The sequence below is a fragment of the Streptomyces sp. NPDC039609 genome, from assembly GCF_055596705.1.
In genome coordinates this window covers 522368-545075 of sequence record NZ_JBVIUJ010000006.1, presented here as the reverse complement: position 1 = coordinate 545075, position 22708 = coordinate 522368, and the positions used below count along the sequence as shown (strand labels likewise).

Genomic DNA, 22708 nt, shown 5'->3' with positions numbered 1-22708 from the left:
TGTCCCTCGGGAGGAGGACAGGGCAGGGCGGAGCGAGGGGAGTCGAGCTCGGCTACACAGGTGAAGGCGCCGCGCGGAGGAGTGCGGGCAGGCGAAACGCAGGGGGTCGGCTCAACAGGAAGAGGACCACACGCGACCGAAGTCGATGTGGGAGCGCGTGACCAGCCACTGCTGCGAATGCATGGCCCAAGTGGAACAGGTATCCGATTGCCCGTCAACCACGATGAGACGTAGGGCTCATCCTTCGGACTGCCTTGACAAGGCTGCGCCCCACCGCCGTAGCCTCAAGGGGCGGATCGAGCTGAGGGGCTCGGATCCGTGCTCGCCGCGCGTGAAGGCGCACACCCGTGTTCGATCCGTCTCTGGAATCCACGGAGCCTTCGCATGTCCGCGACCCTCACCAAGAACCCTTCCGCGGCCCCGCCGGCCGCCCCCCTCCGTATCGTCCCCGCCCGCCGCACCGGCCAATGGGCCGCGGCCGCCGTCGTTCTGGCGCTGCTCGCGCTCGGAATCGTCTCGGTCGTCCGCAACAGAGCCTTCCAATGGGACGTCGTCGGCGAGTACTTCACCTCGACCGCCGTCCTGCGCGGACTGGGTCTCACCCTCTGGCTGACCGCCCTCGTCATGGTCCTCGGCTTCGCCCTCGGCACCCTGCTCGCCGTCTTCAGACTCTCCGCCAACCCCGTGCTCCGTGCGGTCGGCTGGGGCTACATCTGGTTCTTCCGCTCCACGCCGATCCTGGTCCAGCTGCTCTTCTGGTTCAACATCGGGGCGCTCTACCCGACGGTCCTCGGCGTCGACACCGTCAACCTCCTCGGCCCCGTCGCGGTCGCCATCATCGGACTCACCCTGCACGAGGCCGCGTACGCCGCCGAGGTGGTGCGCGGCGGCATCCTGTCCGTCGACCGCGGCCAGATCGAGGCCGCCCAGTCCCTCGGCCTCGGGCGGTGGCGTCGGCTCACCCGGATCGTGCTCCCGCAGGCCATGCGCTCGATCGTGCCGCCCGCCGGGAACATGCTGATCGGCACGCTCAAGGGCACCTCCATCGTCTCCGTCATCGCCGTCCAGGACCTGCTCCACTCCGTGCAGCTCGTCTACCACCGCACCTACCAGGTCGTGCCGCTCCTCCTGGTCGCCACGATCTGGTACGTCCTCGTCACCTCGGTCCTCAGCGTCGGACAGCACCACGTCGAGCGGTACTACGCCCGCGGCACGGCCGGTGCACGATGACGCGGAACCCGTCCGTCGTGATCGTGGGCGCCGGGCCGCGGGGGACCGGCTTCCTGGAACGGCTCGCCGCCAACCTGCCGGAGCTGTACGGGGACCGGCCCCTGGACGTCCATCTCGTCGACCCGCACCCGGCCGGCGGCGGACGCATCTGGCGCACCGGGCAGTCACCCCTGCTCTGGATGAACTCGCAGGCCGAGGACGTCACCATGTTCACCGACGAGACGGTGGACATCGACGGCCCGGTGCGGCCGGGACCCACCCTCGCCGAGTGGGCCGGACTCGACGGCCGCACGTTCCCCAGCCGCCCCCAGCAGGGCGCCTACCTGCGCTGGGTGTACGAGGAGGCCCGCGCCGCGCTGCCCGCCTCGGTCACCGTCCACGAGCACCGCACCCGCGCGGTCCGGGTCGGCGGCCCGCGCGACGGGCGCCAGCGGGTCTGGCTGGAAGACCGTTCCGTGCCGCTCCTCGCCGACCTCGTCGTGCTCACCCTCGGCCACCTCGACGCCGAACCCGACGACGAACAGCGCCGGTCGGCCGACTTCGCCAAGCGCCACGGGCTGCTCCACCTCCCACCCGGCTTCACCGCCGACACCGACCTGTCCGCGCTGCCCGCCGGTGAACCGGTGCTCGTACGCGGCTTCGGTCTCGCCTTCGTCGACCTGATGGTGCTGCTCACCGAGGGCCGCGGCGGGCGCTACGAGGAGCGGGCCGAGCGACTGGAGTACGTACCGTCCGGGCGTGAGCCGGTCCTGTACGTCGGATCCCGGCGCGGGGTGCCGTACCACTCCAAGATCGGGTACGCGCTGGAGGGCGAACGGCCCCCGCTGCCCCGCTTCTTCGGCCCCGCCCAGGTCGACGAGCTGCTGAGGCGGCCCGGGCGGCTCGACTTCCGCCGCGACATCTGGCCCCTCGTCGACAAGGAGCTCGGCTGGGCCCACTACCACCGGCTCTTCGCAGCCCACCCGGAGCGGACCACCGCCGCGTGGACCGACTTCGAGGAGAAGTACGCGGCCGCGGCTCCCGGTGGGGCCGAGCTGGCCGCCCTCGTCGCCGCCGCCGTCCCCGACCCCGCCGACCGGCTCGACCCGGACGCCCTCGACCACCCCCTGGACGGGGTGCGCTTCGCCTCGCCCGAGGCCCTCCAGGACGGGCTGCGCCGCCATGTCGCCGACGACCTGGCCCGGCGCCACGACCCCGGACACAGCCCGGACCTGGCGGTCTTCACCGCGCTGCTCTCGGTCTACGGGCAGCTCCTCCGGCTCGGCGACACCGGCGACCCGCGCGACTGGTGGCACGGCTTCTTCAGCTTCCTCGCCTCCGGACCGCCCGGCCCCCGGCTCCACCAGCTGCTCGCGCTCTCCCGCGCCGGGATCGTCCGCTTCCTCGGCGCCGGGACGACCGTGGTGGCCGACGAGGAACGCGGGGTCTTCCGCGCCCACTCGATGAGCGTCCCGGGGGAGTGGACCGACGCCCGCGCCCTGGTCGAGGCCCGGCTCCCGGACCCGACCGTGGAACACACCGGCAGCCCGCTGCTCCGCGCCCTCCACGAGGACGGCGCCCGGGCCACCGCGGCCGGGCTGCTCGCCGTCGACCCCGCCGACGGGCGGATCCTGGAGCGCGGTGGGCGTCCTCACCCGCGCCGTTTCGCGCTCGGCCCGCACACCACCTCCCGGGCCGGCGGCGCCTTCACCCGTCCGCGCACCGGCGGTGCCGCCTTCCGCCAGAACGACGCGACGGCGCGGACCGCGCTGGCGCTCCTGCGCGACCTCTCCTGCCGTGCCCCGCTGAGCGCCTGAGCCCACCACGCGCGCCACCGGTGCCCGTCCCCCACTCCGTCGAACACCACTACCCGAAGGGGAGCGCCCGATGAGCTCCATGGTCGAAGTCCGGTCCGTCCACAAGTCCTTCGGCGCGCTCGACGTGCTCCGGGGCATCGACCTCGACGTCCGGGCGGGGGAGGTCGCCGTCGTCCTCGGCCCGTCCGGCTCCGGCAAGTCCACCCTGCTGCGGACCATCAACCACCTGGAGAAGGTCGACAGCGGCCGGATCAGCGTCGACGGCACCCTCGTCGGCTACCGCCGTTCCGGGAACAAGCTCCACGAACTGCGTGAACGAGAGATCCTCAAGCAGCGCACCAGGATCGGCTTCGTCTTCCAGAACTTCCATCTCTTCCCGCACCTCACGGTGGTCGAGAACATCGTCGAGGCACCCGTCTCCGCCCTGAAACGCCCACGCAAGGACGCCGTCGCCGCCGCCGAGAGGCTCCTCGACCGGGTCGGGCTTGCCGACAAGGCGGAGGCGTACCCCGGACAGCTCTCCGGTGGCCAGCAGCAACGGGTCGCCATCGCCCGCGCGCTCGCCCTCGAACCGAAGCTGCTGCTCTTCGACGAGCCGACCTCCGCACTCGACCCCGAGCTGGTCGGCGAGGTCCTCGACGTCATCAAGGACCTCGCCGCCTCCGGCACCACGATGATCGTCGTCACGCACGAGATCGGCTTCGCCCGCGAGGTCGCCGACACCGTCGTCTTCATGGACGAGGGCCGGATCGTCGAGCAGGGCCCGCCCGCCGAGGTGCTCGACAACCCCCGCCACGAGCGCACCCGCGCCTTCCTCTCCAAAGTCCTCTGACCAGCCCTACCCGACGACGACCCGCACGGCCGGCCACGCCCCGAGAGCCGACGCCCTGTGGAAAGGTTGAACACCATGAGCACGGATCCCCGACAGGGCGCACAGCAGGACTGGCAGCACTGGCACGAACAGCGCACGGCGGCGGTCGCCTCGTCGTACGGCCCGCTTTCCCTCACCGGTACGTACTGGCTCTCCGACTACCCGGAGGGGCGAATTCCGGCCGTTCCCGGGCGCTGGCACGACGGCGGAGACGAGGTGGTCCTGACGGCCGGCGCCGAGGACGCGATCACCGTCGACGGCAAGCCCCTGATCGGCAGCGTCCGGCTCACCGCGGACCACGCCCCGATCCACGAGTCCCGGGCCGAGTCCGCCGGTCGGCGTCTTGTCGTGCTGCGCCGCGAAGGACTGTGGGCCGTAAGGGACTTCGACCCCGAGTCGCAGGCGCGCCGCACCTTCCGGGGCATCGAGGCGTCTCCGTACGACGAGCGCTGGGTGGTGCCCGGAGCCTTCCGCGCCTACGAGCGGTCCCGCAGCGTCCGGGTGGAGAACGCCGACGGGAAGGAGCGCGGGCTCGGTCTGGCCGGCGAGCTCTCCTTCGAACTCCATGGCGTCGAGCACACGCTCCAGGTCGCGGTGGAGGACGACGGCACGCTCTGGGCGGTCTTCGCGGACCTCACCAGCGGCCGGGACAGCTACCGGTTCCGATTCCTGCGTCCCCCCGCGCCGGCGGCGGACGGCACGGTGACGGTCGACTTCAACCGGGCTCTGCTGCCGCCGTGCGCGTTCGCGGACCACTTCATCTGCCCGTTCCCGCCACCGGGAAACACCCTGGACACCGCGGTGCCGGCCGGGGAGCGACGGCTGGTCGAGGGCTGACCGGTACCAGTGCAGATGCCTCGCACCGGGCGGTAGTTGAGCGTCGTACGGTACGGCCGAAAGGCGCCCTTGCGGCAGTGGTACGGGCGGCCGGAGACTCCCCCACAGCGCCGGCCCCGGGCCGCGCCTCACGGGCCCGACACCCCACGTCGGGCCCCCGATTCCCCTCTGGAGGAACGCGAAGTGAGGATCAAGCGCACCACCCCCACGAGAACCGTCCGACTGCTCGCCGTCGCCACCGGCCTCGCCGCCGCGGTCGCGGTCGCCGTCCCCGCCGCGAACGCCGACACCGCACAGACCTTCGGCGCGACGCAGCTCGCCGCCGCGGGCGACGCCGTGCTCACCGCCGACGTGGCCGGTACCGCCTGGCACGTGGACCAAGCCACCAACACGCTGGTCGTGACCGCCGATTCCACCGTGTCGCAGGCGGAGATCGCCAAGATCAAGCGTCAGGCGGGCGCCAACGCCGGCGCGATCCGTGTCGAGCGCACCCCCGGAAAGTTCAACAAGCTGATCTCCGGCGGCGACGCGATCTATGCCAGCAGCTGGCGCTGCTCCCTCGGCTTCAACGTCCGTGACAGCGCGGGCAACTACTACTTCCTCACCGCCGGACACTGCACCGACGGTGCGGGGACCTGGTACTCCAACTCCGGTCGCACCACCGTGCTCGGCTCCACCTCGGGATCCAGCTTCCCGACCAACGACTACGGCATCGTCCGGTACACCAACAGCTCCGTCACCAAGTCCGGCACGGTCGGCAGCGTCGACATCACCAGCGCGGCCAACGCCACCGTCGGCATGTCCGTGACGCGTCGCGGCTCCACCACCGGCACCCACAGCGGTTCGGTGACCGGCCTCAACGCCACGGTGAACTACGGCGGCGGCGACATCGTGTACGGCATGATCCGCACCAACGTGTGCGCCGAGCCCGGCGACTCCGGTGGTCCGCTCTACTCGGGCAGCCGCGCCATCGGTCTCACCTCCGGCGGCAGCGGCAACTGCTCCTCGGGCGGTACGACCTTCTTCCAGCCGGTCACCGAGGCGCTGAGCGCCTACGGCGTCAGCGTGTACTAGCCGGAGGCCGTGCCTCCGTAGCACGATGATCCGAACGATGTCGGGTCCCCCGGGCGCGCCGTGCCCGGGGGACCCGACGCATGGACTCGTGGCGGGGGAGAGCGTGTGACATCAAGGCCGGGAGCGATACACGCCGCACGCGCCCAGCGCCGTGTCCGGCGCAGTCCGCTTCTCTACACGGCACCGATCGTGCTGCTCGTGCTGCTCACCGCCGTCCTCGGCTGGGAGATCGTGCGCGCCAACATGACGGAGGAGGCCAGGACCGACTGGCCCTGGCGGCTGCAACTCCTGGACATGGAGCCGCTGGGCAGCCTGCTCGCGGTCGCCGCGGCTGCGGTTCTGGGCCGGGCGCAGTACGCCCGCACCGTCCGGCCCTACCTCGGGCTGCGGGCCGACTGGGCGAGCGGGAACCTGCGGAGCGGCGCGGACGAGTGGCGGGTGGGACTGCTCAACGGAGGGCAGCACACCGCCGTGATCGAGCGGTACGAATGCGGAATCGTCCTTCCCGGAGAGGCCGCCCCCGCCTCCTGGACCGATGTCGCCGGCGCGGTGGACGTGCTGACCGCGGCCGGGCTGACCGTCAAGGAGGACTTCCAGATCGTCTCCTTCGGCCGGTTCCCGCTGGTGGGCACGGGAAGTTACGACACCCTGACGGTCGCCTCCTTCTCCCGGCGCTTCGTCGCCGAGGTCGACGCCTTCTACATCCGGGTGCGGGTCGTCGACACGGTGGGCGACAGCCATGAGCGGATCATGAACTGTCTCGAGGGCGCCCGGGCGAGCGCCTACGCGCCGCCGTCCTCCTGAGCCCGCAGCCACTTCAGGACATGGGGCAGCGCGTACTGCGCCGCGAAATGACCGGCGTCCGGCTCCAGGACGAGGGTGGATCCGGCGATCCGTGCGGCCAGCCAACGGGTGTGGGAGGGCGGCGAGAACGCGTCGTCGAGGCCGTGCCAGAGCAGGACCGGGGTGGTCACGTCGGAGACCTCGAAGCCCCATGGCCGGGTGAAGGCCAGGCAGTCGTCGGTCCAGCCGTGGTGCGAGGTGCCGAGAGCCTCGCGGTAGGTGCGCAGCAGCGTGGCGCGCACGGCGGGGTCGGAGACGATCGGCAGGTCGTGCTCGGACAGCTCGGCCCGCAGGTCCTCGACGAGACCCTCCGGATCCTTCCGGACGGCCGCGGCCCGCGCCGCGAGGTCCTCGTCGAGCAGCTCGGGCGACTCGGTGGCCAGTCCGTACTCGCGGACGTTGAACGGTGTCATGCCGGCGAACCAGTCCAGGCCCGCCGCGTCCCGGGGCGCGATGGTCACCAGCGCAGCGGCCGCCCGGACGCGGCCGGGCAGCAGGGCCGCGCAGGCGAGCGCGTGCGGGGCGCCGCCGGAGCGTCCGACCACGGCGAAGCGTTCGATCCCCAGCGCGTCGGCGACGGCCGCGGCGTCCCGGGCCGCGTCGGCGACCCGGCGGCCGGGGAGCCGGTCCGAGCCGCCGTACCCGGGACGGTCGTAGGCGAAGAACCGGACGTCGGGATGGTGGGCCGCGAGGTCGGGCAGCGCGGTGCCCAGCCGGCTGCCCGGCGTGCCGTGCTGTAGCAGTACGGGGGTGCCCGAGGGGTTCCCCCATTCCTCGGCCATCAGCAGGCGGCCGTCGTCGGTGCGCACATGCTTGCCCATGGCCTCGGATCGTACTGGCCGGGGCGGCCGCCCGTACCTCGTCTCAGAGGGTGCGGGCGAACTCCAGGCGGTCGGCGAAGTTCACGTACCCGGCTCGCTCGAAGGCCCTCGCCATCGCCACGTTGGCGGCGTCGCAGTCCCCGCGGATCTCGGTGGCGCCCGCGGCGGCCAGGACACGGGTGCCCCGGACCACGACGGAGGTCGCGTATCCCTTGCCGCGGTGGGCCGGTACGACGCCGACGAAGCCGATCACCGGAACGCTGGGGTTCTCGGCGGGCAAGCTGATCACGGCGACGGTGCCGTCCGCGTCGTAGCCGAGCTCCCACCACTCGGGCTCGTGCTTCAGCTCGGCCGTCTCCTCGAAGAGCAGCTCCGCCGCGCGCCGGGCGCCGTGCTGCCGTACGTCCGCCGCGAGCCGGGCGTCCGCGGTGTCCGCGAGCAGCTCCGCCAGAACGGCGACGAAGGGCTCGGGACCGAGTTCGGCGAGCGAGCGGAAGGTCAGACGGGGGTCGTCGGCGGGCAGGCCGGCGGTTTCACCGGGGTTCTGGAGGCTGAACCGGCGCCCGTCACGGACCACTTCGTAGCCGGCGTTGCGCAGCAGCTCGCCCCGGCGCTCCGGGTCCCGCTGGAACTGCGGGGCCTGGGCGGGGGAGTCGACGACATGCTCCAGATCCGTCGCGCCCAGCTCCCTCGCCTTGGCGGCCGCCGCGTCGAGCAGCGCGGTCCCTGTCTCCGGCGAGTCCGCCGGAGCCTCGAACAGCACCACGGCGAGCGGAACTTCGTGTCCAGGGATGGTCCACAGCACCACGCTGCCGATGAGCCGTCCGTCGCCGTCCTCGGCCACCAGACACCATTCGGGCCGGGTGCACGCGTTGTCGAGAAGCTGGGTGAGGTACGCACGGGTGGCGGCGTTGCGCTCGGTGTCATCGGAGTGCTCGACCAGGGCGGGGAGTTCGTCGGGACGGGCGGGACGGACGATCGTCACAGAGAGAGCCTTCTCGGTTCGGGAGTGGTCTGCCTCGCGAACCTAGCCGCCGAGTGGCCTACGGGCCAGGGGATTTCACGGTCACCGCTCACGCGGACTCGGCGCCCGGCGCCCGCGTGGACGTCGGCGCCCGCGTGGAGGAGGCGTCGGCCGACCGCGTGGACGGGGCGCCGGTCGACCGCGTGCGCTCACGTCGTGGCCGCGCCGGGTTCCTCGGCCGTCGGCTCCGTCCCCGGCTTGTGCTTCAGCGAGGACATCACCAGCGTGATCGCGCTGCCGACGACGGCCCAGGCGGAGAGCACCAGCAGCGAGCCGGTGACGTCGTTGCCCTTGAAGTACGCGATCGAGCGCGCCACCCAGGTCCCGGCGCCCGGGGGCAGGGCGGGGCCGATCGCGTTCCAGAACGGTGGCAGCATCGGCAGCGGGAAGGCGCCGCCGGCGCTCGGGTTGCCCGCGACCACGATCAGCAGGATCGCGAGACCGATACCGACGATGCCGAAGACCGACTGCAGGGCCAGGGTCGCCGCGCCGACCGCGAAGACGACGAGGGCGCCCAGGCCCCACAGCGCCGCGACACTGCCCGGCAGGGCGCCGAGGATCGGACCCACGATGACCGCGCCGCCGAGGCCGCCGAGGATCGCGTAGACCGCGAGCACGCCGAGACGGATGATCGCGCGCTCAGGGTTGGCGGGTCGCGCGCCCGAGCTGATGGCGAGGATCGCGGCGCAGATGTAGCCGCCGACGCACCAGCCGACGACGAGGTAGAAGGCCGAGAGGCCGTCGAAGTCCTCGGGGGAGGCGGGTGCCACGTCGACGGTTCTGATGGTGCGCTGGTTGGCGCCCTCGAGCCTGGTGAAGAGGGCGTCCAGGGCGGAGGAGAGCACGGTGCCGCCGCCGGAGGCGACGAGCAGGGTGTCGGTGGTCCTGGCCGGGTTCACCACCAGGGCGCCGTCGATCTCCCGGTTCAGGATCTGCTTCCGGGCCTCGGCCTCGTCCGTGACCGTGCGGGGATCCAGCGGCTCGCCGGGGAGTCCGCCCAGCTGCCGGACGAGCTGGGCGGAGACCTGCGGGGGTGCGACCACACCGAAGGGCACGTCCCTCGGCTTCGGGTTGTGCAGCGCCCCGACGTACGAGGTGATGAACAGCAGCTGGAGGGCGAGCACACCGATGACGAGCAGGGCTGCTCGCGGGGTGACGGCACTCTTCAGTTCAGCGGCGAGACTCATGCCCCCACGCTCCGGGGCAGGTGGTGTTTGCGCAGGTGGGATGGGTCCGAACGGATGATGCGCGCGGCGTATCGTACGCACGTTCGAAATGAGTTAGGGTGAGAGGGAGGGGGTGGGAACGTACGTACGAATCGATGTGGGAGGTGCACATGCCGGGGTTCGCGCATCTGCACACCGCATCGGGTTTCTCCCTGCGCTACGGCGCCTCGCATCCCGAGCGGCTGGCCCAGCGCGCCGCCGAAAGGGGCATGGACGCCCTGGCGCTCACGGACCGGGACACGGTCGCGGGCGTGGTCCGCTTCGCGAAGGCCTGCGCGGAGGCGGGGGTGCGCCCTCTGCTCGGCGTGGACCTCGCGATCGCGGATCCGGCGCCCGCGCCGGCGGGGCGGGGGCAGGGTGGTGGTGCGCGCGTGTACGCCGTGAACGGGTTCGGCGGCGCGGGGGCGGCCGGGTCCGGCGGCTCGGGTGCGCGTGCCGCGAACGGCTCCGGTCCGGCGGGGCGCGCGTCGGACGGGTCCGTCCCGTCCGTCACGTCAGCCTCCGGCGGCGGCGAGTCCGCCTCCGGGGCGGGAGCGGCCGGGTCCGGCGGTGGCGGAGGATCCGCCCAGGGCTCCGGTGCGGCCGGGTGGCCGGTACGGGTGGCCGGAACCTCCGCGCGGCGGGTGCCCGTGCGGGGCGGCGCCTTCGTCGACGAGTCCGCGTCCCGTGTCGTCCTCCTCGCCCGCTCCGCGGCCGGCTGGGCCGCGCTCTGCCGGATGATCACCGCCGCTCACACGGAGGGGGAGCAGCCGCGGCTGCCCTGGGACGCCAACCACGGCGACGATCTGACCGTGCTCCTCGGTCCCGCGTCCGACGTCGGCCGGGCTCTCGCCGCGGGCCGCCCCGACCGGGCCGCCCGGCTCCTCGTCCCCTGGCGCGAGCGATACGGCGACGCCCTGCGTCTGGAGGCGGTCCACCACGGCCGCTCCGGTACCGGCCCGGGTTCGCTCCGGCTCGCCGCCCGCACCGTCGGCTTCGCCGCCGAGCAGGGTGTCCGCCCGGTCCTCAGCAACGCGGTCCGGTACGCGGACTCCGGCCAGGGCCCCGTCGCCGACGTCCTCGACTCCGCCCGCCGTCTCGTCCCCATCGACCCCCGCAAGGAACTCGACAGCGGCGAGGCCTGGCTGAAGGACGCCGGCGACATGCTGGCCACCGCCGAGCGGGTCGTCGAGGCGGCCGGCTTCCGCAGGGACACCGCGCACCGGCTGCTCGACCAGACCATGGCGGTCGCCGACGGCTGCGTGGTCGACCCCCAGGACGACCTCGGCATGGGCTCCGCCCACTTTCCCGAGCCGTACCTCGTCGGCGCCGCACACCGCACCGCCCAGCGCGTGCTGGCCTCCCGGGCCTCCGCCGGCATGGTCCTGCGGGGGTACGACCGCGGTCCCGGCCGGCGCGTGTACTGGGACCGGATGCACCGCGAGCTCGACATCATCGCCCACCACGGCTTCGCCACCTACTTCCTGACGGTCGCCCAGGTCGTCGACGACGTGAAGAGCATGGGGATCAGGGTCGCCGCGCGCGGCTCCGGTGCCGGCTCGCTCGTCAACCACCTCCTCGGCATCGCCCACGCCGACCCGGTCGAGCACGGACTCCTCATGGAGCGCTTCCTCTCCAAGAACCGCACCGCACTGCCCGACATCGACATCGACGTGGAGTCCGCCCGCCGTCTGGAGGTCTACCGCGCGATCATGGACCGCTTCGGCACCGAGCGGGTCGCCACCGTCGCCATGCCGGAGACCTATCGGGTCCGCCACGCGGTACGGGACGTGGGCGCCGCCCTCTCCATGGATCCGGCCGAGATCGACCGGATCGCCAAGGCGTTCCCGCACATCCGGGCCCGGGACGCGCTCGCCGCCCTCGACGAACTGCCCGAGCTGCGCGAACTCGCGGGCGAGAAGCAGACGTACGGCAAGCTCTGGGAGCTGGTCGAGGCCCTCGACGCGCTGCCGCGCGGGATCGCCATGCACCCGTGCGGGGTGCTGCTCTCGGACGCCTCGCTGCTCACCCGTACCCCCGTCGTGCCCACCAGCGGCGAGGGATTTCCCATGGCCCAGTTCGACAAGGAGGACGTGGAGGACCTCGGGCTGCTCAAGCTCGACGTCCTCGGGGTGCGGATGCAGTCCGCGATGGCCCATGCCGTCGCGGAGGTGCAGCGCGCCACGGGCGAACGGCTGGACATCGACGACCCGGCGCAGGTGCCGGCCGGCGACCCCGGGACGTACCGGCTCATCCAGTCCACCGAGACCCTCGGCTGCTTCCAGATCGAGTCGCCGGGCCAGCGCGACCTGGTCGGCCGGCTCCAGCCGGCCACCTTCCACGACCTCGTCGTCGACATCTCGCTCTTCCGGCCGGGGCCGGTCGCCGCCGACATGGTCCGCCCGTTCATCGAGGCCCGCCACGGCCGGGCCCCCGTCCGCTACCCGCACCCGGACCTGGAGGGAGCGCTGAGGGAGACGTACGGCGTCGTCGTCTTCCACGAGCAGATCATCGAGATCGTGCGGATCATGACCGGCTGCGGCCGGGGCGAGGCCGACCAGGTCCGGCGCGGGCTCTCGCATCCCGAGTCGCAGGGCCGGATCAAGATCTGGTTCGCCCAGCGGGCCGAGAGACGGGGGTACGACTACGAGGTCATCGCCCGCACCTGGGAGATCGTGGAGGCCTTCGGCTCGTACGGCTTCTGCAAGGCGCACGCGGTCGCCTTCGCCGTCCCCACCTACCAGTCGGCCTGGCTCAAGGCGCACCACCCGGCGGCCTTCTACGCCGGGCTGCTCACCCACGACCCGGGGATGTACCCGAAGCGGCTGCTGCTCGCGGACGCGCGGCGGCGCGGGGTGCCGGTGCTGCCGCTGGATGTGAACCGTTCGGCGGCAACCCATCGAATCGAACTGGTGTCCGGTACGCCGAAACGGTGGGGCCTGCGGCTCGCCCTCGCCGACGTCCACGGCATCAGCGAGGCGGAGAGCGCGCGGATCGAGGCCGGCCAGCCGTACGCCTCGCTGCTCGACTTCTGGGAGCGGGCCCGCCCGCGCAAACCGGTCGCCGAACGACTGGCGCAGGTCGGCGCGTTGGACGCCTTCGGCGCCAACCGCCGCGATCTGCTCCTGCACCTGACCGAACTCCACCGCGTCCAGCGCGGGGCCGCCTCCTACGGCGGCCAACTCCCGCTCGCCCAGGGCCGGAAGACCGCTCCCATCGGCCTGCCCGACCTCGACGAGTCGGAGCGGCTCAGCGCCGAGCTGGGCGTCCTCGGCATGGACGCCTCGCGCCACCTCATGGGCGACCACCACGCCTTCCTGCGCGAACTCGGCGTGGTCTCCGCCAAGCGGCTGCGCGAGGCCCCGCACGGGCAGACCGTGCTGGTCGCGGGCGCCAAGGCGGCCACCCAGACCCCGCCGATCCGCTCCGGAAAGAGGGTCATCTTCACCACGCTCGACGACGGTACGGGCCTGGTCGACCTCGCCTTCTTCGACGACTCCCACGAGGCCTGCGCCCACACCGTCTTCCACTCCTGGCTGCTCCTTGTCCGGGGTGTGGTGCAGCGGCGCGGCCCGCGCAGCCTCAGCGTGGTCGGATCCGCGGCCTGGAACCTCGCCGAGCTGGTGGAGCTGCGGGCCACCGGAGGCCTGGAAGCGGTGGGCGCACGGCTCGCGGAGCCCACACCGACACCCACCGGAAACGGCGACGGCGGCCGCCGGATCACGATGGAGACCGGTTACGAGATGAACGCCTGGGCGGACCTGAAGCCGGCCGGCGAAGGCGCGGCGACGCCGTCCAGGAAGCTGTGGCACCAGAGTCCGGGGAGCGCGGGATGATCCTCTGTGTACGGTTCCGGCTGGAATCCACGGGAGAGGCGCTTCTCCCTCAACTGGTCGGACTGCTCGGTGAGTTCACCCCGGTCGTCGAGGCCGCCCCGCCCGACACCCTGCTCGCCGACGTCCGCGGCGCGCTGCGCTACTTCGGCTGGAACCCGGTCGAACTGGCCTCGGTGGTCCGGGTCAGAGCGCTCGCCCTGTACGGAGCCGACTGCGTCATCGGGGCCGGGCCGAACCCGATGCTGGCCCGGATGGCGGCCCGCGAGGCCCGCCCCGGCGTCACCCTCGTCGTCGAGGACCCGGCCGCCTTCCTGCGGGAACGCCCGGTCGTCGCGCTCGACGGCGTCGGCCGCGCCACCGCCCGTACCCTCTGCGCGTACGGACTCGACTCCATCGGCCGGGTCGCGGACGCGCCGCTCGCCGTGCTCCAGCGGCTCGTCGGCGCGAAGGCCGGCCGCGAGCTGGTGGAGCGGGCCCGGGGGATCGACCGCAGCGCCGTCGTACCGAACGCGCTCTCCCGGTCGATGGCGGCCGAACAAGCCTTCTCCCAGGATGAGTTGGACCACTCGGCGCATCGCAGGGCGCTGCTCGCGCTCGCCGGGGAGCTGGGCGCCAGGATGCGTACGGAGAAGCAGGTGTGCCGCTCCCTCGCGGTGACCGTGCGGTACGCGGACCGGTCCACCACCACCCGTACCCGTACGCTGCCCGAGCCGACCGCCCACTCGGCGGCGCTCACCGCGCTGGCGTACGCGATCCATGGTTCGTTCGGGCTGCAGCGGGCCCGGGTGCGGGGGATCGCGCTGCGTGCGGAGGGGCTCGCGCCCGCGGAGGGGGCCGCGCATCAGCTGACCTTCGACCCGGCGGACGAGAAGGCCCGTCGGATCGAGGCGGTGGCGGACCGGGCGCGGGCGAGGTTCGGCCCGGGGGCGATCGTGCCGGGCTCGTTGGCGGCCTGACCTGCGCCCGTACGCCCTGCTACTACTCCTTATTGACGAGAAGTCACTTTTTACCGACGCGTAACTTCCCAGTCGAGGCTACCCGTGCGTAGCTTGGCTGGAAGCAGAGCATCCCCACTTGTGGTCCGGACCGCAGGGCTCGCTGCCATCGTTCATCAAAGATTTCCCTTGAGCCGCAAGGAGATCGCACGATGCTGCCCTGGAAACACGCGCTCAGAACCCTCTCGGTCCTCCTGCTGACCGCCGCCGCCACCCTCGCGCCCACCGCATCCGCCCAGGCCGCCGCTGCCCCGAGCCGAGGCTGGAACGACTTCTCCTGCAAGCCCTCCGCCGCCCACCCACGTCCGGTCGTCCTCGTCCACGGCACCTTCGGCAACTCCGTGGACAACTGGCTGGTCCTCGCGCCCTACCTGGTCAACCGTGGCTACTGCGTCTTCTCGCTCGACTACGGCCAGCTGCCGAACGTGCCGTTCTTCCACGGACTTGGCCCGATCGAGAAGTCGGCCGAGCAGCTCGACGTATACGTCGACAAGGTGCTCGCCGCCACCGGTGCCGCCGAGGCCGACCTCGTCGGCCACTCGCAGGGTGGCATGATGCCGCGCCACTACATCAAGTTCCTCGGCGGGGCCGAGAAGGTCAACGCGCTCGTCGGGATCGCCCCCGACAACCACGGCACGACCCTCCTCGGCCTCACCAAGCTGCTGCCGTACTTCCCGGGTGTCGAGGACTTCATCACCGCGAACACCCCGGGCCTCGCCGACCAGATCGCGGGATCACCGTTCATCACCCGGCTCAACGAGGGCGGGGACACGGTCCCGGGCGTCACCTACACGGTCATCACGACCAAGTACGACGAGGTCGTCACCCCGTACCGCTCGGGGTTCCTCGACGGTCCGAACGTCACCAACGTCGTCATCCAGGACAAGTGCGCGCTGGACCTCTCGGAGCACGTGGCGATCGGGACGCTGGACCGGATCACGTTCCACGAGGTGACGAACGCTCTCGACCCGGCCCGTGCGACCCCGACCACTTGCGTGTCCGTGATCGGCTGACCGTACGGCGTCAGCGGCTGTGCCGGCCCGCGGGCACGGCCTTGCGGCGGACGGCCGCGAACAACAGCGAGGAACCGAGCGCCAGGACGGCGGCGCCGCCGACCGCGATGTACGGGGTCGCGGCGTCGCCCCCGGTCTCGGCGAGGCTCTCGCCCGGACCGGAACCGGCGGCGGCGGGCGCGTTGGGCCCGGCCGGCTCCGAGGACGCGGGCGCCGTCGTGGCGGCCGGCGAGGCCGGTGCGGCCGCCGTGGCCCCCGCCCCGGTCTCGGCCTTGTCGTCACCGTGCCCGCCGTGCTCCACGGACGACTTGCCCTCTCCGTCCTCGATCTCCTCGTCGGTCGGCGCGGACGCCGTCGGGGCCGGGGCGCCGCCCGTGTTGCCGTTGTCCTTCCCGAACACGACGTCGGAGCAGGTGTAGAACGCCTCGGGGGAATCGGAACGCTGCCAGATCGAGTAGATCAGGTGGCGGCCGGACTTGCTGGGAACGGTGCCGTCGAAGACGTAGTCGCCGTTCTCCATCCGCGGGTCGGTCACCGTCGCGAACGGCTTCGCCTCCAGGTCCGCCCACGTCAGCGGCTTCGAGGGGTTGTAACCGTCCTTGGTGACGTAGAGCTCGAAGGAACCCTTGTGCGGGGCGGTCCCCTTGTAGCGGAACGTGTGCTTGCCGGAGGCGAGCGTGCTCGCAGGCCAGTCGCCGCGGGCCAGGTCGAGCCCGCGGTACTTGTCGTTGCCGGCGCTGCACAGCCTGCCGTCCGGGATCAGCTCGCGGTGCTTCCCGGCGGCGTTGGCGATGTTCACCGCGTTCCAGTCGTAGAACGCCTGCGTCCCACTGGCCGCGACCGCCGCCTTGCACGCCGCCGACTTCGGACTCTCGGGCCCCTCGGCGTAACAGGCCGAGACCCGGCTCACCGGGTCGGTCATCGACCCGTGCGCGGAGGCCGGCGCGGCGGCGAGCCCGGCGAGCGCGATCGGCGCGACACCGAGGGCGAGAACGGTGGCGGCCGTACGGCGGCGAGAGGTCATGGGGGGACAACTCCTTCACGAGGGTGGTGTGGGGTTGCCCAGCAAGCTAGCCGCCGAGAAGGCCGAAAGGGCCGGTGGAGAGGGGGAGGGGGCCATCCTTAGGGCGCCTTTAAGGCGGAGGTAAGAAGGGGCTGAGGAAGCCGCTGGTGTCCTGTGTCGCGGGGCTGGTGGGACCAGCGTTTCCCGTCCGCGAGCGTCCGGCCGGCGACGTGTTCGTCGGCTCCCGCGGGGAGCCACGTCCGACTGTCAGGGCAGGTGCGACAGCAGTAGTTCGGTGAGACGTTCGGGTGTACGGAGTGGCAGGTAGTGGTCGGCGTCCGGGATCGTCTCGCCGCGGGCGCCGGGGATGTCGGTGACAAGTCGTTCGGCGATCACCGCGATCTCCGGGTGGTCGTGGTGGCCGTGGACGACCAGCGTCGGCGCGGTGATGTCTCCGAGGTGGGGTTCGGCATCACGGCCCGTGGAGACAACGCAGTGCTGTTCGCTCACCATGCGCCGCTCGGCGTTCGCGGTGACCATCGTCTCGATGAGTTCTCCTCCGGGAGCCGTACGGCCCATGGCTGCCCAGATCGTCAGTTCCAGCTCGGCCAGGGTGGCCGTCTCCCGCTCGCGCCGAGCCATGGCGTAGGCCGACAACTCAGGGCTTTGCGGCCAGACGTGACCGCTGACCGAGGCACCGACCAGGGCCAGGGCGGTGACGCGCTCCGGGTGGGCGAGGACGAAGTCCAGCGCGGTCTCCCCGCCCATGCTCAACCCGACCAGCGCGGCTTGACGAAGGCCGAAGTGGTCAAGGACGGCGCGCAGATCCTCGACGTCGCTGAACGGCTTGCCCGGAGGCGTGGAGCGCCCCAGCCCCCGGGCGTCGTAGCGGATCACGTCGTGGTTGCGGGCCAGTTCGGGAACGACGGCGTCCCACAGGCGGGAGTCCATGCCGGCGCCGTGCAGGAGCACGACCGGGCTTCCGGTGCCGTTGCGCTCAGCCCAGAGTCGACCGCCGTCGGGAGTGGGAATGCGGACTTGGTGGGAGTCGGTTGTCACGCTGCGATCATGTCAAGCGTTCGAACAGGAGGCCACGTTCGAAGCGGACGCCGGCCCGGACGATCTCGCCGGCATGGAGCCGTCTCGCGTCCAGCCGTCGGCGTCGACTGCGGTGACAACGGGCGCCTTCGGCGCCGACTGGAGGACGGATGACCGACGACACCCCCCTTTTCCGGGAGGGCCTGCGGGCGCTTCCGAGGAGTTGGGGTCACTGGCCCGACGAGGAGACCCCCGAGCGGTGGGCCCTGGTCCGCGGCGTCCTGGAGGCCGGGCTGCCGCCCGCACGGCTCGACGAGCCGGAGCCGCGCGTCTATCTCAAGGAAAAGCTCTTCGCGGACGACGAGTACCCGCCCGACGACTGGTACTGCAACGAGATCCTGCGCGAACTCGTGAAGGACCTGCCCCGCCTCACCGTCGGACAGCTGGCCGAGGTCGAGGCCGCCTGCGCCGCCGACGGCCTCGACACCACCGACTTCCCGCAGACATGGATGTGGCGGATCGCCGGCCGGCTCGTCGAACCCGCGCTGAACTGGTGCGGCATCGCCGACGACATCGACGCCCTCGACCCCTGGTTCCCGGAACTCGCCGCGCTCTACATCCGCCGGCAGATGGCCGTCGAGCGGGCCACCCTCTCCCTCCTCGCCGTCCGCGAACTCCCCGGCGCCCGCGCCGCGCTCACCGCCCTCGCCGTCGACGAGGACGTCGACGAGGAGACCCGTGAGTGGATTGCCGGGCGACTTCAGGAGGACGAGACCCCGGCCTGAGCCCGGCGCGCGCCTACCCCCGCCGTCGGTAGCGCCGCTCCGGGCGGCCCGTGCCTCCGTACCGCAGGGTGATCTCCGCGCGGCCCGTCTCCGCGAAGTACTCCAGATAGCGGCGCGCGCTGACCCGGGAGAGCGAGCCCGCCTCCGCGCACTCCGTCGCCGACAGACCCTCCGGGTGCGCGCGCAGGATGCCGTCCACCAGTTCCGCCGTGTGCGCGGCGAGGCCCTTCGGGAGTTCACGCGAGCCCGGCGGGCGGGTCCCGAAGATCTGGTCCACGTCCTCCTGGCGGGCCTCGTCGAGCGCGTCCAGGCGCGTGCGCAGCGAGGCCACGTGCCGCAGCTGCTCCTGCAGGGCGGCCTGATTGAACGGCTTGATCAGATAGTGCAGCGCCCCCGCCCGCAGCGCCGAGCGGATCATGGCGGCGTCCCGTGCCGCCGTGATGAACAGGGCGTCGACGGCCAGACCGGTCCCGCGCAGCTCGCGCAGCACGCTGATCCCGTCCATGTCGGGCAGGAAGATGTCGAGCAGCACCAGATCCGGACGCAGCCGGTCGGCCAGACGCAGCGCGTCCGCGCCGCTGTGCGCCACCCCGACGACGGAGAAACCGTCCACGGCCGACACATAACGGCTGTGCAGCTTCGCGACCATGAAGTCGTCGTCCACCACCAGCACCTTTGTCACCCCGACACGCTAGGTCGCGACCACAAGGACCACAACGTCCGTTGATTGCGGAAGAGAGACAGCTTCTTAACGCGCAGGCAACATGTGGGCCACTTCACATCCCTTATCGAGAGGCGGCACACGTGCGTCTGCGCACCCCCCTCGCCCTGCTCGGGGCCGCGCTGCTGGTGTTGGTGGGGCCGCCCCTGCTCTCCACCGGCGGCGGCTCCGACACCGGCACCCAGATACCGGGCCTGCGGTTCATGGTTCCCAACACACCCGGCGGCGGATACGACATCACCGCCCGCACCGCGGCCAAGAACGCCGAGGACGCCGGTCTCACCACCGACATCGAGGTCTTCAACCTGCCCGGCGCCGGCGGAACCGTCGGTCTGACCCGGCTCGTCGGCGAGCACGGCAACGGCCGGCTCGCCATGTCCATGGGCCTCGGCGTCGTCGGAGCCGTCCACACCAACAAGACCCCGAAGACACTCGCCGACACCACCCCGATCGCCCGGCTCACCATGGAGCAGGACATCGTCGTGGTCGGCAAGAACTCCCCGTACAAGACCATCCAGGACCTCCTCGCCGCCTGGAAGAAGGACCCCGGGAAGCTGCCCGTCGGCGGCGGCTCCTCGCCCGGCGGACCCGACCATCTGGCCCCCATGCTGATGGCCCAGGCCGCCGGTATCGCGCCGAAGAGCGTCAACTACATCCCCTTCGACGGCGGCGGCGAGCTCCTCGCCTCCATCCTCGGCAACAAGGTCGCCTTCGGCGTCTCGGGCGTCGGCGAGTACCTCGACCAGATCGAGTCCGGCGAACTGCGCCTGCTCGCCGTCACCGGCGCCGAGCGGATCCCCGGCCTGGACGCCCCCACCCTGCGCGAGGCCGGACTCGACACCGAGTTCATCAACTGGCGGGGGATCGTCGCCCCGCCCGGTCTCTCCGACGCCGAGCGCGACAAGCTCGTCGGCCTGGTGGAGAAGCTGCACGACTCCCCGGAGTGGCGCGAGTCGCTGAAGAAGAACAACTGGAACGACGCCTTCCTGCCCGGTGAGGAGTTCGGCACCTTCCTCACCGAGCAGGACGAGCGGGTCGGCTCGGTACTGAAGGAGCTCGGACTGTGACCCACACAGCGACGACCAAGGAGACGACGAAGGCGACCACGGAGAAGAAGTCCTGGTTGCGCGAGCACTCCGAGCTCGGCGTCGGCCTCCTCCTCTTCGCCATCGGCGTTCTCGTCCTCACCGACGCCCTCACCATGACCGTCGACATCGCCCAGCGTGGCCCCGTCGGCCCCAAGACCGTCCCCGTCCTCGTCGGCGCCGGCCTGCTCGTCGTCGCCGTCCTCCTGGCGATCGACGTCCTGCGCGGCGGCCGCGGCGAGTCCGAGGGCGGCGAGGACATCGACCTCTCCGAGCCCAGCGACTGGCGTACGGTCCTGCTCCTCGCCGGAGTCTTCCTCGCCTTCGCCGTCCTCATCGGACCGGTCGGCTTCCCCGTCTCCGGAGCCCTCCTCTTCTGGGGCGCGGCCTACGCCCTCGGCAGCCGCCATCTCCACCGCGACCCGCTGATCGCCGCCGGACTCTCCCTCCTCACCTACATCGTCTTCAACAACCTGCTCGGAGTTCCGCTGCCCGGCGGCCCGCTGATGGGAGTGCTCTGACCCATGGACTCACTGAACTCCCTGATCGACGGCTTCGGTACGGCCCTCACCCCGATCAACCTGCTCTGGGCCGCCATCGGCGTGCTCCTCGGCACCGCCATCGGCGTCCTGCCCGGCATCGGCCCCGCCATGGCGGTCGCGCTGCTGCTGCCGGTGACGTACGGACTCGAACCGACCGGCGCCTTCATCATGTTCGCCGGCATCTACTACGGAGCCATGTTCGGCGGCTCCACCACCTCGATCCTGCTCAACACCCCCGGCGAGAGCGCCGCCGTCGTCGCCGCCATGGAGGGCAATCCCATGGCCAAGGCGGGCCGCGGCGCACAGGCGCTCGCGGCAGCCGCCATCGGCCACTTCGCCGGCGGCATGATCGGCACGCTCCTGCTCGTCGCCCTCGCCCCGACCGTCGCTGCGCTCGCCGTCGACATCGGCGCACCCGACTACTTCGCCATCATGGTCCTCGCGTTCATCGCGGTGACCTCCGTCCTGGGCTCCTCCCGCATCCGCGGGCTCGCCTCGCTCCTCATCGGCCTCACCCTCGGCCTGGTCGGCCTCGACCAGATGACCGGCCAGCAGCGCCTCACCTTCGGCTCGCTCCAGCTCGCCGACGGCATCGACGTCGTGATCGTCGCGGTCGGCCTCTTCGCCATCGGCGAGGCCCTGTGGGTCGCCGCCCATCTGCGCCGCACGGCGGGGGAGGCCATCCCGGTCGGACGTCCGTGGCTCGGCAAGGACGATGTGCGGCGCACCTGGAAGTCCTGGCTGCGCGGCCCGGTCATCGGCTTCCCGTTCGGCGCCATCCCGGCCGGCGGCGCGGAGATCCCGACCTTCCTGTCGTACGTCACCGAGAAGCGGCTCTCCAAGCACAAGGACCAGTTCGGCAAGGGCGCCATCGAGGGCGTCGCGGGACCCGAGTCCGCCGCCTCCGCCTCCGCCGCGGGCACCCTCGTCTCCATGCTGACCCTGGGCCTGCCGACGACGGCCGTCGCCGCCGTCATGCTCGCCGCCTTCCAGCAGTACGGCATCCAGCCCGGCCCGCTGCTCTTCGAGCGCGAACCCGACCTGGTCTGGGGCCTGATCGCCTCGCTCTTCGTCGGCATGGTCCTGCTGCTCGCGCTCAACCTGCCGCTCGCGCCCGTCTGGGCCAAGCTGCTCCGCATTCCGCGTCCGTACCTCTACGCCGGCATCCTCTTCTTCGCCGCCGTCGGTGCGTACGCGGTGGGCGGCGAGGCGCTCGACCTGGTCCTTCTGCTGATCATCGGCCTGATCGGCTTCGGCATGCGGCGCTACGGCCTGCCGGTCCTGCCCGCCGTGATCGGCGTCATCCTCGGCCCGGCCGCCGAACAGCAGCTGCGCCGCGCCCTGCAGATCAGCGACGGGTCGCTCACGGGGCTGGTCGACACGCCGTTCTCGGTGACCGTGTACGCCGTCATCGCCGTGCTCCTGGCCTGGCCCCTGCTGAAGAAGGTGATCATCCGCCGGCGTTAACGTGTCGGCATGACACAGGACATCCGGCTCGCTGCACAGAGCGACGTTCCCCGGGTGAAGGCCGTGACCGACGCGGCCTATCACCACTACATCGAACGGATCGGCCTCGTGCCGGCCCCGATGGAGGCGGACCACGCGGCGGACGTCGCCGCGGGGAGCGTGTTCGTCGCCGGCGACCCGGTGGTCGGCCTCGTGGTCCTCAGGACCGAGGCCGACCATCTGTTTCTCGACAACATCGCCGTCCACCCGGACGCGCAGGGCACCGGCCTCGGTCGCCGGCTGCTCGCCTTCGTGGAGTCCCGCGCCCGCGCACTCGGGCTCCCCGAGGTGCGGCTGCTCACCAACGCGATGATGTGGGAGAACCAGAAGATGTACGAGCGGTACGGCTACGAGGTCGTCGAACGGAGGCTGGACGGCCCGTACGACCGTATTCACTACCGCAAGCGCCTCAACTCGCCCCCGATAGGGTGAGTTTCGGACAGTGGGCGGCTTGATCCGATATCCCTGGCGGGCGACACCACC

At 71.8% G+C, this 22708-nt stretch carries 20 protein-coding genes; 14 read left to right on the top strand and 6 right to left on the bottom strand.

The window, feature by feature from the left end; translation table 11 throughout:
- The first annotated feature begins 384 nt into the window (after positions 1 to 384).
- The 6 genes from ACZ561_RS20810 to ACZ561_RS20785 all read left to right on the top strand — a co-directional run bounded on the left by ACZ561_RS20810 (position 385) and on the right by ACZ561_RS20785 (position 6612).
- A complete protein-coding gene (locus tag ACZ561_RS20810) occupies positions 385 to 1230 on the top strand; it encodes an amino acid ABC transporter permease (protein WP_470997002.1) in 846 nt (281 codons plus the stop codon).
- Entirely contained in the window at positions 1227 to 3026 is a 1800-nt protein-coding gene (locus ACZ561_RS20805) for an FAD/NAD(P)-binding protein (protein WP_470996999.1), read from the top strand. Before ACZ561_RS20810 ends, ACZ561_RS20805 begins: the two co-directional genes overlap by 4 nt.
- Positions 3027 to 3105: 79 nt before the next feature.
- Positions 3106 to 3858, top strand: a complete 753-nt coding sequence (locus tag ACZ561_RS20800) for an amino acid ABC transporter ATP-binding protein (protein WP_470997214.1) — start codon at positions 3106 to 3108, stop codon at positions 3856 to 3858.
- Positions 3859 to 3933: 75 nt separating this feature from the next.
- Positions 3934 to 4734 (top strand): DUF1684 domain-containing protein, encoded by an 801-nt coding sequence (locus ACZ561_RS20795; RefSeq protein ID WP_470996996.1) that lies wholly within the window; start codon positions 3934 to 3936, stop codon positions 4732 to 4734.
- Between the two features lie 183 nt (positions 4735 to 4917).
- Positions 4918 to 5808 carry a S1 family peptidase gene (locus tag ACZ561_RS20790; RefSeq protein WP_470996994.1) on the top strand — a complete coding sequence of 297 codons (891 nt, stop codon included), beginning with the start codon at positions 4918 to 4920 and terminating at the stop codon, positions 5806 to 5808.
- Between the two features lie 105 nt (positions 5809 to 5913).
- Positions 5914 to 6612, top strand: a complete 699-nt coding sequence (locus tag ACZ561_RS20785; RefSeq protein ID WP_470996992.1) for a hypothetical protein — start codon at positions 5914 to 5916, stop codon at positions 6610 to 6612.
- On the opposite strand, the gene ACZ561_RS20780 is transcribed toward ACZ561_RS20785, so the two are convergent.
- From ACZ561_RS20780 to ACZ561_RS20770, 3 genes are all read right to left on the bottom strand, one after another.
- A complete protein-coding gene (locus ACZ561_RS20780; RefSeq protein ID WP_470996991.1) occupies positions 6591 to 7472 on the bottom strand; it encodes an alpha/beta fold hydrolase in 882 nt (293 codons plus the stop codon). The two genes, ACZ561_RS20785 and ACZ561_RS20780, sit on opposite strands and share 22 nt — an antisense overlap.
- A 43-nt stretch (positions 7473 to 7515) precedes the next feature.
- Positions 7516 to 8457, bottom strand: a complete 942-nt coding sequence (locus ACZ561_RS20775; protein WP_470996989.1) for a GNAT family N-acetyltransferase — start codon at positions 8455 to 8457, stop codon at positions 7516 to 7518.
- A 188-nt stretch (positions 8458 to 8645) separates the two neighbouring features.
- Positions 8646 to 9683 (bottom strand): DUF3533 domain-containing protein, encoded by a 1038-nt coding sequence (locus ACZ561_RS20770; RefSeq protein WP_470996986.1) that lies wholly within the window; start codon positions 9681 to 9683, stop codon positions 8646 to 8648.
- A gap of 149 nt (positions 9684 to 9832) precedes the next feature.
- Between ACZ561_RS20770 and ACZ561_RS20765 the strand changes: the two genes are divergently transcribed.
- The 3 genes from ACZ561_RS20765 to ACZ561_RS20755 all read left to right on the top strand — a co-directional run bounded on the left by ACZ561_RS20765 (position 9833) and on the right by ACZ561_RS20755 (position 15545).
- Entirely contained in the window at positions 9833 to 13537 is a 3705-nt protein-coding gene (locus ACZ561_RS20765) for a DNA polymerase III subunit alpha (protein ID WP_470996984.1), read from the top strand.
- The gene (locus ACZ561_RS20760; protein ID WP_470996982.1) at positions 13534 to 14493 is read left to right on the top strand and encodes a DNA polymerase Y family protein; all 960 of its coding nucleotides are present in this window, start codon (positions 13534 to 13536) and stop codon (positions 14491 to 14493) included. Before ACZ561_RS20765 ends, ACZ561_RS20760 begins: the two co-directional genes overlap by 4 nt.
- A gap of 191 nt (positions 14494 to 14684) precedes the next feature.
- A complete protein-coding gene (locus ACZ561_RS20755) occupies positions 14685 to 15545 on the top strand; it encodes an esterase/lipase family protein (protein WP_470996980.1) in 861 nt (286 codons plus the stop codon).
- 10 nt (positions 15546 to 15555) lie between these two features.
- Here ACZ561_RS20755 and ACZ561_RS20750 read toward each other — a convergent pair whose 3' ends face one another.
- Both ACZ561_RS20750 and ACZ561_RS20745 read right to left on the bottom strand, forming a co-directional pair.
- Positions 15556 to 16569, bottom strand: coding sequence for a lytic polysaccharide monooxygenase (locus tag ACZ561_RS20750; protein ID WP_470996977.1), 1014 nt, complete (start codon positions 16567 to 16569; stop codon positions 15556 to 15558).
- A gap of 246 nt (positions 16570 to 16815) precedes the next feature.
- Entirely contained in the window at positions 16816 to 17607 is a 792-nt protein-coding gene (locus tag ACZ561_RS20745) for an alpha/beta fold hydrolase (protein WP_470996974.1), read from the bottom strand.
- 149 nt (positions 17608 to 17756) lie between these two features.
- Between ACZ561_RS20745 and ACZ561_RS20740 the strand changes: the two genes are divergently transcribed.
- The gene (locus ACZ561_RS20740) at positions 17757 to 18371 is read left to right on the top strand and encodes a hypothetical protein (protein ID WP_470996971.1); all 615 of its coding nucleotides are present in this window, start codon (positions 17757 to 17759) and stop codon (positions 18369 to 18371) included.
- A gap of 13 nt (positions 18372 to 18384) precedes the next feature.
- On the opposite strand, the gene ACZ561_RS20735 is transcribed toward ACZ561_RS20740, so the two are convergent.
- Positions 18385 to 19053 carry a response regulator gene (locus ACZ561_RS20735; protein ID WP_470996968.1) on the bottom strand — a complete coding sequence of 223 codons (669 nt, stop codon included), beginning with the start codon at positions 19051 to 19053 and terminating at the stop codon, positions 18385 to 18387.
- Positions 19054 to 19175: 122 nt separating this feature from the next.
- Between ACZ561_RS20735 and ACZ561_RS20730 the strand changes: the two genes are divergently transcribed.
- Genes ACZ561_RS20730 through ACZ561_RS20715 form a run of 4 tightly spaced genes read left to right on the top strand, consistent with a single transcriptional unit; the run spans position 19176 to position 22657 of the window.
- Entirely contained in the window at positions 19176 to 20159 is a 984-nt protein-coding gene (locus ACZ561_RS20730) for a Bug family tripartite tricarboxylate transporter substrate binding protein (RefSeq protein ID WP_470996965.1), read from the top strand.
- On the top strand, positions 20156 to 20698 hold the full coding sequence (locus ACZ561_RS20725; protein WP_470996962.1) for a tripartite tricarboxylate transporter TctB family protein: 543 nt from the start codon (positions 20156 to 20158) through the stop codon (positions 20696 to 20698). Before ACZ561_RS20730 ends, ACZ561_RS20725 begins: the two co-directional genes overlap by 4 nt.
- A 3-nt stretch (positions 20699 to 20701) precedes the next feature.
- Complete coding sequence (locus tag ACZ561_RS20720) at positions 20702 to 22186, top strand: tripartite tricarboxylate transporter permease (RefSeq protein ID WP_376434745.1); 1485 nt, start codon at positions 20702 to 20704, stop codon at positions 22184 to 22186.
- Positions 22187 to 22195: 9 nt separating this feature from the next.
- On the top strand, positions 22196 to 22657 hold the full coding sequence (locus ACZ561_RS20715; RefSeq protein ID WP_470996959.1) for a GNAT family N-acetyltransferase: 462 nt from the start codon (positions 22196 to 22198) through the stop codon (positions 22655 to 22657).
- The last annotated feature ends 51 nt before the right edge of the window (positions 22658 to 22708 follow it).

Bases quoted from the DNA above. Each gene is read 5' to 3' on its own strand.
- ACZ561_RS20810 (WP_470997002.1), top strand. From the start codon at position 385: ATGTCCGCGACCCTCACCAAGAACCCTTCCGCGGCCCCGCCGGCCGCC.
- ACZ561_RS20805 (WP_470996999.1), top strand. From the start codon at position 1,227: ATGACGCGGAACCCGTCCGTCGTGATCGTGGGCGCCGGGCCGCGGGGG.
- ACZ561_RS20800 (WP_470997214.1), top strand. From the start codon at position 3,106: ATGGTCGAAGTCCGGTCCGTCCACAAGTCCTTCGGCGCGCTCGACGTG.
- ACZ561_RS20795 (WP_470996996.1), top strand. From the start codon at position 3,934: ATGAGCACGGATCCCCGACAGGGCGCACAGCAGGACTGGCAGCACTGG.
- ACZ561_RS20780 (WP_470996991.1), bottom strand. From the start codon at position 7,472: ATGGGCAAGCATGTGCGCACCGACGACGGCCGCCTGCTGATGGCCGAG.
- ACZ561_RS20770 (WP_470996986.1), bottom strand. From the start codon at position 9,683: ATGAGTCTCGCCGCTGAACTGAAGAGTGCCGTCACCCCGCGAGCAGCC.
- ACZ561_RS20765 (WP_470996984.1), top strand. From the start codon at position 9,833: ATGCCGGGGTTCGCGCATCTGCACACCGCATCGGGTTTCTCCCTGCGC.
- ACZ561_RS20760 (WP_470996982.1), top strand. From the start codon at position 13,534: ATGATCCTCTGTGTACGGTTCCGGCTGGAATCCACGGGAGAGGCGCTT.
- ACZ561_RS20755 (WP_470996980.1), top strand. From the start codon at position 14,685: ATGCTGCCCTGGAAACACGCGCTCAGAACCCTCTCGGTCCTCCTGCTG.
- ACZ561_RS20750 (WP_470996977.1), bottom strand. From the start codon at position 16,569: ATGACCTCTCGCCGCCGTACGGCCGCCACCGTTCTCGCCCTCGGTGTC.
- ACZ561_RS20740 (WP_470996971.1), top strand. From the start codon at position 17,757: ATGACCGACGACACCCCCCTTTTCCGGGAGGGCCTGCGGGCGCTTCCG.
- ACZ561_RS20720 (WP_376434745.1), top strand. From the start codon at position 20,702: ATGGACTCACTGAACTCCCTGATCGACGGCTTCGGTACGGCCCTCACC.
- ACZ561_RS20715 (WP_470996959.1), top strand. From the start codon at position 22,196: ATGACACAGGACATCCGGCTCGCTGCACAGAGCGACGTTCCCCGGGTG.